The organism is Halostella sp. PRR32 (genome assembly GCF_034808085.1).
GTDB classification, from domain to species: domain Archaea; phylum Halobacteriota; class Halobacteria; order Halobacteriales; family Natronoarchaeaceae; genus Halostella; species Halostella pelagica.
In genome coordinates this window covers 61885-71987 of sequence record NZ_JAXHGL010000003.1, presented here as the reverse complement: position 1 = coordinate 71987, position 10103 = coordinate 61885, and the positions used below count along the sequence as shown (strand labels likewise).

At 66.9% G+C, this 10103-nt stretch carries 10 protein-coding genes; 9 read left to right on the top strand and 1 reads right to left on the bottom strand.

All coding sequences use genetic code 11. From position 1 onward, the window contains the following. Positions 1 to 45: 45 nt before the first annotated feature. The 8 genes from SM753_RS10190 (at position 46) to SM753_RS10155 (ending at position 8994) form a co-directional block, all read left to right on the top strand. On the top strand, positions 46 to 750 hold the full coding sequence (locus tag SM753_RS10190) for a hypothetical protein (RefSeq protein WP_323191519.1): 705 nt from the start codon (positions 46 to 48) through the stop codon (positions 748 to 750). A gap of 118 nt (positions 751 to 868) precedes the next feature. Further along, the gene (locus tag SM753_RS10185; RefSeq protein ID WP_138796564.1) at positions 869 to 1843 is read left to right on the top strand and encodes a MoxR family ATPase; all 975 of its coding nucleotides are present in this window, start codon (positions 869 to 871) and stop codon (positions 1841 to 1843) included. A 120-nt stretch (positions 1844 to 1963) separates the two neighbouring features. Continuing rightward, positions 1964 to 2677 carry a queuosine precursor transporter gene (locus tag SM753_RS10180; RefSeq protein WP_323191518.1) on the top strand — a complete coding sequence of 238 codons (714 nt, stop codon included), beginning with the start codon at positions 1964 to 1966 and terminating at the stop codon, positions 2675 to 2677. A gap of 78 nt (positions 2678 to 2755) precedes the next feature. Continuing rightward, entirely contained in the window at positions 2756 to 3025 is a 270-nt protein-coding gene (locus SM753_RS10175; RefSeq protein ID WP_323191517.1) for a hypothetical protein, read from the top strand. A gap of 155 nt (positions 3026 to 3180) precedes the next feature. Next, on the top strand, positions 3181 to 4242 hold the full coding sequence (locus SM753_RS10170; protein ID WP_323191516.1) for a metal ABC transporter solute-binding protein, Zn/Mn family: 1062 nt from the start codon (positions 3181 to 3183) through the stop codon (positions 4240 to 4242). Further along, a complete protein-coding gene (locus tag SM753_RS10165) occupies positions 4239 to 4979 on the top strand; it encodes a metal ABC transporter ATP-binding protein (protein ID WP_323191515.1) in 741 nt (246 codons plus the stop codon). Before SM753_RS10170 ends, SM753_RS10165 begins: the two co-directional genes overlap by 4 nt. Further along, the gene (locus tag SM753_RS10160) at positions 4972 to 5820 is read left to right on the top strand and encodes a metal ABC transporter permease (protein WP_323191514.1); all 849 of its coding nucleotides are present in this window, start codon (positions 4972 to 4974) and stop codon (positions 5818 to 5820) included. The genes SM753_RS10165 and SM753_RS10160 overlap by 8 nt, the downstream gene beginning before the upstream one ends. A 102-nt stretch (positions 5821 to 5922) precedes the next feature. Further along, the gene (locus SM753_RS10155; RefSeq protein WP_323191513.1) at positions 5923 to 8994 is read left to right on the top strand and encodes an FAD-linked oxidase C-terminal domain-containing protein; all 3072 of its coding nucleotides are present in this window, start codon (positions 5923 to 5925) and stop codon (positions 8992 to 8994) included. 12 nt (positions 8995 to 9006) lie between these two features. Here SM753_RS10155 and SM753_RS10150 read toward each other — a convergent pair whose 3' ends face one another. After that, positions 9007 to 9783 (bottom strand): Sir2 family NAD-dependent protein deacetylase, encoded by a 777-nt coding sequence (locus SM753_RS10150; protein WP_323191512.1) that lies wholly within the window; start codon positions 9781 to 9783, stop codon positions 9007 to 9009. 53 nt (positions 9784 to 9836) lie between these two features. On the opposite strand from SM753_RS10150, the gene SM753_RS10145 reads away from it, so the two are divergent. Beyond that, positions 9837 to 10058, top strand: a complete 222-nt coding sequence (locus SM753_RS10145; protein WP_323191511.1) for a hypothetical protein — start codon at positions 9837 to 9839, stop codon at positions 10056 to 10058. Positions 10059 to 10103: the final 45 nt, after the last annotated feature.

The following is a 10103-nucleotide window of genomic DNA, read 5'->3' as shown; positions in this document are numbered from 1 at the left end:
TCTCATGAAGTAATTTTAAAGGCGTTCGTGGGTAGAAATCTTCGTATGCCCGTCTACGAACGGTCCTCCGCAACGGAGTTCCAGGTGATCGGCCGATGGAGCGGCGGTGTCAGTTGGCTGGCCCATCCGAACGAGGAGGGTGAGCGCGCGAGCCACGCGATCAGAGCCGACGACGGCGTCTGGGTCATCGACCCAGTAGACGCGCGAGGGATCGATGACCTCCTCGAAGAACTCGGCGACGTGGCCGGTGTCGCCGTGTTGTGCAGTTATCACGCGCGGGACGCCGGCGCTATCGCGAACCGTCACGACGTTGCCGTTTACGTTCCCCGGTGGATGGACCGCGTCGCAGAGCGAGTGAGCGCCCCTATCGAACGGTACGAGACGACGTTCGGCGATTCCGGGTTCCACGTCACTCGGGTCGAACCCCTCTCGTTGTGGCAGGAAGCGATCGCATATCGCGAGAGCGACGGGACACTCATCGTTCCGGATCTGCTTGGATCCGGCCCGGGATACACGGTGAGCGACGAACGGGTCGGCGTGGCCCTCTCGCATCGACTGTTTCCGCCGCGGGAGACGCTCGGCGAACTCGAACCGGACCGGATCCTGTTCGGTCACGGGGGCGGGGTGTTCGAGGACGCGAACGCGGCGCTGGACGACGCTCTGTCAGGTGCGCGAAAGCGGTTCCCGCGTGCGCTCCTCAGTCAGTTCGGGACGAACGTTCGGCTGTTAACCGCGGCGATGAAAGATTGATTTTATCTGATGCTTTCCGCAGAACCTGTAAACGGGAAACTCGCTGGCTCGCCCGAGGAGCGACCCCAACCGCCGGGAAGCCGAAAGCATACGTACCGGCCCCCGCTACGGTGAGACGATGAGCGACGCCCCGCAACGCACTGTCGACGAGGCCGCCGCCGAGTCCTCCTCGGTTCTCGACGCGGTCCACGACGCAGTCATCGCCGACCGAGAGTTCCTTCGAACCGTCCTCCTCGGCGTTCTCGCCCGGGGGCACGTCCTGCTTGAGGACGTACCCGGAACCGGGAAGACGCTCACCGCCCGGTCGATGGCGACGGCGCTCGGCCTCTCGTTCAACCGCATCCAGTTCACGCCGGACCTCCTCCCGAGCGACATCACGGGGACCCACGTGTACAACGAGACCGACGGCACCTTCGAGTTCAACCAGGGTCCCGTGTTCGCGAACGTGGTGCTGGCGGACGAGATAAACCGCGCGCCGCCGAAGACCCAGGCCGCCCTGCTGGAGGCGATGGAGGAGGGACAGGTGACCGTCGACGGCGACACGCACGACCTCCCCGACCCCTTCTTCGTCATCGCGACGCAGAACCCCGTCGAGCAGGAGGGGACGTTCGAACTCCCCGAGGCCCAGCGCGACCGCTTCGTCGTGAAGACGGCGATGGGCTACCCCGGCCGCGGCGGCGAACTTCAACTCCTCAAGCGACGGTCGAACCGGCACGAACAGGCCCCAGAGGTGGACACAGTCGTCGACGGTGCCGACGTGCCGGACCTCCAGGCGGTGCCCGAGACGGTGACGGTCGAGGACAAGGTTCGCGGCTACATCGTCGACCTCTGTCGCGAGACGCGTTCCGATCCCCGCGTCGAGGTGGGCGTCTCGCCGCGCGGAGTCCAGCGCCTGTTCGAGGCCGCCCGCGCCCACGCCGTCCTCGCCGGACGCGACTTCGTCGCGCCCGACGACGTCAAGCGGGTCGCACACCCTGTGTTGGCACATCGCCTCGTTCTCACGACGGAGGCGTCGGTCAACGCCGTCGAGAAAGCCGCCGTCGTCGACGACGTGCTGAGTCGCGTCGAGGTCCCGGCGATGGCGACGAGTTGAGAGTGCCGGGCAGCGACGAGTTGGGTCGCGCCGAGACGCCAGTGACGGCGTCGAGTCGGCGTGATACCGTGCGTCGCCGAGCCGGGAGACTGAAGGAAGCGTCGTGCATCGCCTCTCGGTATGAGTGATACGTACGGTCGCGGGCTGCCGGTCGGACAGGTCGGACTGATCGCCCTGTTCGTGACGGCGCTCGTGACGGCGCAGTTGACGGCAACGAAGATCCTCGCGTTCGAACTCCCGTTCTCGCTCCCGGTGACCGGCAGCACGCTGATACTGCCCGGTGCCGCGCTCGCGTACGCCGTGACCTTCCTCGCGAGCGACTGCTACGCGGAACTGTACGGCCGTCGCGCGGCGCAGGTGGTCGTCAACGTGGCGTTCGCGATGAACTTCGTCGTGTTGGCGCTCGTGTGGTCGACCATCACCGCGCCGGCCGCCGGCAACGGCGTCGCACCGGACGTCTTCGAGGCGGCACTCGGCGCGAGCACGAACGTCGTTCTCGGGAGCCTACTGGCGTACGTCGTCAGCCAGAACTGGGACGTGATCGTCTTCCACCGCCTCCGCGAGTACACGGACGGCGACGCGCTGTGGCTCCGCAACGTCGGATCGACGGCCACTAGTCAGGCGATCGATACGGTCATCTTCGTCACCGTCGCCTTCCTCGTCGCACCCGCGCTCCTCGGCCTCGGTCGGGCGCTTCCCCTGACCGTCGTCGCGCAACTGATGGTCGGCCAGTACCTGCTGAAACTCGCTATCGCCGTCGCGGACACGCCCTTCGTGTACGCTATCGTCGGGGCCGTCCGCGAGTACGAGGGCGACGGCGTCGCGCCCGCCTAGCGCTCGACGGATCACGGTGCCGGTCCGGTCAGTACACTGAGAACGACACTTTTGCCGCTTTCCGTGGGAGAGAAACGTATGGCCAGCACGCCAGCCGTCGACACTGTCGAAGAGGGCGACGATTACTACCACGTCCGGTTCCGCGACCCGGACGACTTCGACACGATCCGCACGCCGGACTGGGCCGACGAGGCGTCGGACTCGGTCTCCGAGGGGAGCGAGGTCCGAACCGGCAAGCGGGAAGACAGCGACGACTGGGAGGTCCAGAGCGTCCTGATCAAGAAACAGGCAGGCGAGGACACGGCCCGGGAAAAGGCGAAAGAAGTCGTCGAGAAGATCGAAAACTGAGCGGTTCGCAGCGTCGAGTACTCTTTTCGCCGCGCACTGGCCGTGCTGTGGTCCATACCTCGTCATCGACGAACGAGTTCGAAGAGACGTGTATATTATTCTCACACTCCTGAATAGCAAGTCTTATTAAATTTACTGATTTTCTTAATAACACAGTGAACCAGCTTACTAAACGAGAGCTGCTGAGCATCGGAGCGGGAACGATAGCCGCAGGTTCCGCAGGCTGTCTCGACGCCGTATCGGGCGGAAGCGACGGCGAAACGGCGGTGCAGTCGTCGTTTTTCGTGCTGGGCGACTTCGCGGCGAACGTTGCGGGCGGCGCTGCTGACGCGGACACGCTGGTTCCGGTCGGCCAGCACGGTCACGGCTGGGAGCCCTCCGGGCAGCTCCAGCGCGACGTGTTGACGGCAAACGCGTTCGTCTTCATGGGCGAAGGGTTCCAGCCCTGGGCCGACGACATCGTCCGGAACGTCGAGAGCGACGACGCGAATGTCGAAGTGATCGAGGCGCGCCACGGCATCGACCTGCTCTCGGTCGACGGCGACCACGAGGGCCACGAGGGACACGAGGCGGACGAAGGCGGCCACGAGGCGGACGAAGACGACCACACTGAGGAGACAGGGTCGGATGACCACGACGGGGAAGACAACCACGGCGGGGGAGACGGCCACGACCACGGCGACGTCGACCCGCATTTCTGGCTCGACCCGACGCGCGCGGCGACCGCGGTCGAAACGGTCCGCGAAGGACTCGTCGCGGTCGACCCCGAAAACGAGGAGACGTACGTCGACAACGCGGCCGCATACCGGGAGCGGCTCGCGGAACTCGACGAGGCGTTCGAGTCCGCGTTAGCGTCAGCGTCCCGCGAGACGGTACTCGTCGCCGGCCACAACTCCTTCCAGTATCTCGGCCACCGCTACGGGTTCGAGGTACACGCGCTGACGGGGATCTCTCCCGACGACTCGCCGTCACAGCGGGATATCCTGAAAGCCCAGGAGGCTATCGACCACCACGGCGTCGACCACGTGCTCGCACCGGTGTTCGAGTCAGACCGCGCCGCGGAGCAACTCGTCGAGGAAACCGACGCGAGCGAAGTGCTGCCTATCACGCCGATCCCCGGCCAGACCGAAGCGTGGGCGTCGGACGAGTGGGGGTACGTCGAGGTTCAGGAGAACGTGAACTTGCCGTCGCTTCGCGCGGCGCTCGGGGCGGAATGAGCGTCGTCGACATCGAAAACGTCACGTTCGGCTACGGGGAGCGGCCCGTCGTCGAGGGCGTTTCGCTCTCCGTCGAGGACGGCGAGTTCTTCGGGCTCGTCGGTCCGAACGGCTCCGGGAAGAGCACGCTCCTCTCGCTGGTGCTCGGCCTCCACCGCCCGGACAGCGGTGCCGTTCGACTGTTCGGCGAACCGGCCCACGAGTTCGGAGACGGAGAGCGGATCGGCTACGTCGCCCAGAACGCCGCGCGGTCGCCCGACGGGATGCCGGTCACCGTCCGCGAAGTCGTCACGATGGGACGGTACCCGCACGCGGGGTTCGGCCGACTCGGCGGAGACGACCGCTCGGCCGTCGACCGAGCGATGGAGACGGTCGGCGTCGACGGTCTGGCCGACCGGAAGGTCAGCGACCTCTCGGGCGGTCAGCGCCAGCGCGCGTACATCGCCCGGGCGCTCGCCGGTGACGCCGACCTGCTCGTCCTCGACGAACCCGCGGTGGGCGTCGACGCCGAGTCCCGTGCCGCGTTCTACGACCTGCTTGCCGACCTGAACGACGACGGCATGACTATCGTGCTGGTCGAACACGACATCGGCGTCGTGACGACCCGCGCGACGAGCATCGCCTGCATCAACTGCTCGCTACAGTATCACGGCGACCCGGACGGCTTCGTCGAGAGCGACGCACTCTCGCAGGCGTACGGCGCGAACCAGCGTGTCCTCCACCACACCCATGATTGACTTCGTCGAAATGCTCGGCTTCCGGTTCATGCAACGCGCGTTCCTGGCGGGTATCTGCGTCGCCGTCGTCGCGCCGTTGGTCGGGACCTTCCTCGTTCACCGGGAGATGGCGCTCGTCGGCGAGACGCTCGCCCACACCGCCTTCGCCGGCGTCGCGATCGGCCTGTTCGTCGGGTCCGTCTTCGCCGTCCCGGTGTCGCCGGAGCTGGCCGCCCTCGTCGTCGCGGTGCTTGCAGCGCTCGTGATCGAGTGGATCGCGGACCGGACGGACGCCTACGGCGACGTCTCGATGGCGATCGTCCTCACCGGCGGGTTCGCCCTCGGGAGCGTTCTGATCAGTCTGGAAGGCGGGATATCGGTCGGGATCAGGCAGTACCTGTTCGGCAGTCTCGCCACCGTTACCGAGGAGAACGTCCGCCACCTCGTCGTCCTGACGCTGCTCGTCGTCGGAACCGTCGCGGTGACGTACAAGCAACTCACGTACGCCACGTTCGACGAAACCGCCGCGAGGGTCGGCGGCATCGACGTGACGCTGTACAACCGCGTGCTGGTCGTGTTGACCGCCGGCGTCGTCGTCGCTGCGATGCAGATCATGGGGATAATCCTCGTCGCCGCGATGCTCGTCGTGCCGGTCGCGGCCGCGTCGCAGGTCGCGCGGAGTTTCCGCCAGTCGCTCGTCCTCTCCGTCGTCGCCGCCGAGATCGCGGTCGTCGTCGGCGTGACCGTCTCCTACGGGTACGGGACGGCCGCAGGCGGGACCATCGTCCTCGCCGCCATCGCGGTGTACGTCGCCGCCGTTCTGGCCGGTGAGTGCGGGTCGCGTGTCGCGGGCGAACGGTAGCGGTCGCCCGATCCGAACGCTCACAAGCGCCGCCGCGTAATGGGGGCGTATGCGATCGTACGGGACCCGAGTGGCGTGTTCACGGCGTAGAGGTGGCCGCTCGTGACTGCGAGTCACGGCGACCCCCGAACGAGCACGGCCTATCCCGACGCGGACGACCGTGCGGACTACGACTACCAGGGCGGCGACGTCGACCGACCCGGCCTCGTCGACGACCTCGAATCGATAGTCGTCGGCGAAGTTCGCTTCGACGAGTACAGCCGTCAGCTGTACGCCACCGACGCGAGCGCTTACGAGGTCACGCCGATCGGCGTCGTCTACCCGGCCGCGCCCGACGACGTGGCCGCAGTCGTGGAGTACTGCGGCCTGCGAGAGATACCGGTCCTCCCCCGCGGCGGCGGCACCAGCCTCGCCGGACAGACCGTCAACGAGGCCGTCGTTCTGGATTTCACCCGCCACATGGACGCCGTCGTCGAGGTCGACCCGGACGCCCGCCGGGCGCGGGTGCAACCGGGCGCGGTCCTCGCCGACCTGAACGCCGAACTCGAACCGCACGACCTGAAGTTCGCGCCTGACCCCGCGTGGGGCGACAAGAGCGCCGTCGGCGGTGCCGTCGGCAACAATTCGACCGGCGCGCACTCTCTGCAGTACGGCAAGACCGACGCCTACGTCGAGTCCTGCGAGGTCGTTCTCGCGGACGGTACCGTGACGGCGTTCGGCGAGGTGAGCGTCGACGAACTCCACGAACGCGCCGGCGACGACGGTCTCGAAGCGCGTATCTACGCCGAAGTCGCCCGGATACTGGACGAGGAGTCCGACGAGATCGAGGCCCGGTACCCCGAACTCAAGCGCAACGTCTCCGGATACAATCTGAACGCGCTGCTAGAGGCATCCGAGGACGGCACCGTCAACCTCGCTAAACTGCTCGCCGGCAGCGAGGGGACGCTGGCCGTCGTCACCGAGGTCGAGGTGGCGCTTGAGCCGATTCCGGAGACGAAATCGATGGCGTTGCTCTCCTACGGGAGCGTCGTCGACGCGATGGCAGACGTCGAACCGATCCTGGAACACGACCCCGCCGCCGTCGAACTGGTCGACGACGTACTGATCGACCTGGCGCGCGAAACGGCCGAGTTCGAGGACGTGGTCGCGATGCTGCCCGAGGGGACCGACTCCGTACTGCTCGTGGAGTTTTACGCAGAGAACGACGCCGAGGGGCGCGAGAGGGTAGCCGAACTCCTCTCCGACCGCGTACCGGGGAATGGCGTCGAGGGCGCGGTGCCGGACGGTGCGCCGGCCACCGAGAGTACCCCCGCCGTCGCCGCCCTCGAAGCCCACGACGCCGACCAGCGCGCGCTGTTCTGGAAGCTCCGAAAGTCCGGCCTCCCGATCCTGCTGTCGCGGACGACCGACGAGAAGCACGTCTCGTTCATCGAGGACTGCGCCGTCCCGCCGGAGCATCTGCCGGAGTACGTCGAGGAGTTTCGGGCGGTCCTCGAGGACCACGACACGTTCGCCAGTTTCTACGCCCACGCCGGCCCCGGCGTGCTCCACATCCGGCCGCTGATAAACACCAAATCCGAGATGGGGGCCGAGACGATGGAGGCCATCGCGGACGACGTGACGGACCTCGTCGTGGAGTACGGCGGCAGCGTATCCGGCGAGCACGGCGACGGGCGCGCCCGGACGCAGTGGAACAGAAAGCTGTACGGCGAGGCGCTCTGGGAGACGTTCCGCGACCTCAAATCCGCGTTCGACCCGGACTGGATCCTGAATCCGGGCACCGTCTGCGGCGACCACGACATGACGGAGAACCTCCGCTACGACGCGGAGTACGAGTTCGACGCCGGCTTCGACCCCGACCTGAACTGGAACAACGACAACGGGTTTCAGGGGATGGCGGAGCTGTGTCACGGCTGCGGCGGCTGTCGGGGCGGACAGGACACCACCGGCGGCGTGATGTGTCCGACCTACCGCGCCGAAGACGAGGAGATACTGAGTACTCGCGGCCGGGCGAACATGCTCCGACAGGCGATGAGCGGCGGTCTCGGGGCGGCGAACGCCGCCGCGGAGCGGACGGGGAGGGCCGCTGATGGAGTGGAGCAAGCCCATCTCTCCGAGGAGTTTCTCGACGAAGTGCTCGACCTCTGTATCGGCTGCAAGGGCTGTGCGAAAGACTGCCCGAGCGAGGTCGACATGGCGAAGCTGAAAGCCGAGGTCACGCATCAGCGCCACGAGCGAACGGGTGCGAGCCTCCGGGAGAAGTTGTTCGCCAACATCGACGCGCTCTCGGCGCTCGGAAGCGCCACCGCGCCCGTGTCGAACTGGCTCCCGAAACTGCCGGGTGCGCGCCTCCTGATGGAGAAGACAGTCGGTATCGCTCGCGAGCGGGAACTGCCGACGTTCCGCCGGGAGACGGTGCGGGACTGGTTCGAGGACCGCGGGGGGTCGACGGTCGCCGAAGGCGAGGCCGACCGCCGGGTGATCCTCCTGCCGGACACGTACACGAACTACAGCTACCCCGAACGCGGCAAGGCGGCCGTCCGAGTGCTCGAAGCCGCGGACGTCCACGTCGAACTAGCAGAGAGCACCGACAGCGGCCGCCCCGCGCACTCGAAGGGGTTTCTCGACGCGTCCCGCGAGACGGCCCGCGAGAACGTCGCCGAACTCGTGCCGGCCGTCGAGACGGGATGGGACGTGGTCGTCGTCGAACCGTCCGACGCCGTCATGCTCCAGTCCGATTACCTCGACCTGAATTCGGGGAGAGACGCCGAGAAGGTCGCCGGGAACACCTACGGGGTCTGCGAATATCTCGACGCGTTCCGTCTGGACGAGCGTCTCGACGCGAACGCGAGCGGCGCGCTCACCTACCACGGTCACTGTCATCAGAAGGCGACGAAGAAAGACCACCACGCCGTCGCCGTCCTGCGCCGGGCGGGCTACGACGTCGACCCGCTGGATTCGACCTGTTGCGGCATGGCCGGGTCGTTCGGCTACGAGGCAGAACACTACTCGATGAGTCAGGCGATCGGGTCGATCCTCTTCGAGCAGGTCGACGAGAGCGACGGGGACGAAGTCGTCGCCCCCGGCGCGTCCTGTCGCACGCAACTCGGGGACCGCCAGGGCGGTGAGTCGCCCGCGCATCCGATCGAGAAACTCGCCGCGGCGATGGACTGACCCGGACCGTTTCTATCTGATAGCACCGCCGTCGTCGCTATCTCCGTCGATAGCGTCCCGTATTGCCGGAAGAACGTCGGTCACGTCGCCTCTGAAGACGTAGTCCGCGCGGTTCGCTGCGGACGTCGGTTCGTCGTTGACGACCGCAAGCGTCGCGCCGCGTTCCGCCGCCCGCCGCGGCATGCTGGCCGACGGTTCGACCGTCAGCGACGTGCCCGCGACGACCATCACGTCGCACCGCCTCGCGTGCATCTGCGCCGCCGACAGCGCCGTCTCCGGCAGGCGCTCGCCGAAGAGGACGGTGTCTGGTTTGAAGATACCGCCGCAGTCACATCGCGGCGGCGTTTCGCCGTCGCGGACGCGCGCTATCACCTCGTTCGCGTCGACCGTCGCGTCGCAGTTCCGACAGACGGCGCGGTCGCCGTTGCCGTGGAGTTCGACGACGCGGCCCGACCCCGCACGCTGGTGGAGGCCGTCGACGTTCTGCGTGACGACGGCGTCGAGATCACCCCGGGCTTCGAGGTCTGCAAGCGACTCGTGGGCGGCGTTCGGGTCGGCGTCGCCGGCTAACTCCGCGTGCAGGTCTACCCAGTCCGTCCAGAACGGACCGGGATTGGCGCGAAATCGCTGGACGTGGAAGTCGTTCTCGTCGTAGCGTTCCCAGAGACCGCCGTCGCCGCGGAAATCCGGGATGCCGGACGCGGTGCTGACGCCGGCCCCCGTCAGCGCCACCGCGTGGTCGGCCCCGACGAGGGCGCGAGCGACCGAGACGATTTCGTCGTCGTCCATACGACACTGTACGTCCTCCCTGTCGAAAAGCCCCGCGCCGCTGGGCATGATGGGTGAGCGGTCTCGCGGGCATCGTCGCCGGCACGCTGTTGTCGATAGCCACTGGCGCTAAATACACCGTGTCACCCTGGGACCAGGACAAGGGATGGGTGTTTACGAACCCGGTCGTAGAACTCGGTGTCTCGAATGGGTGGGATACACATGCGAACAATCTGACGAACGTTCAGGACAACGAACGCGCGCACATCGGGAGCTTAGACGGCCGCTGTGGATAACTGATCCAACAGTTCTCGACACTTTCCGGCCCGACATCGGTGGTA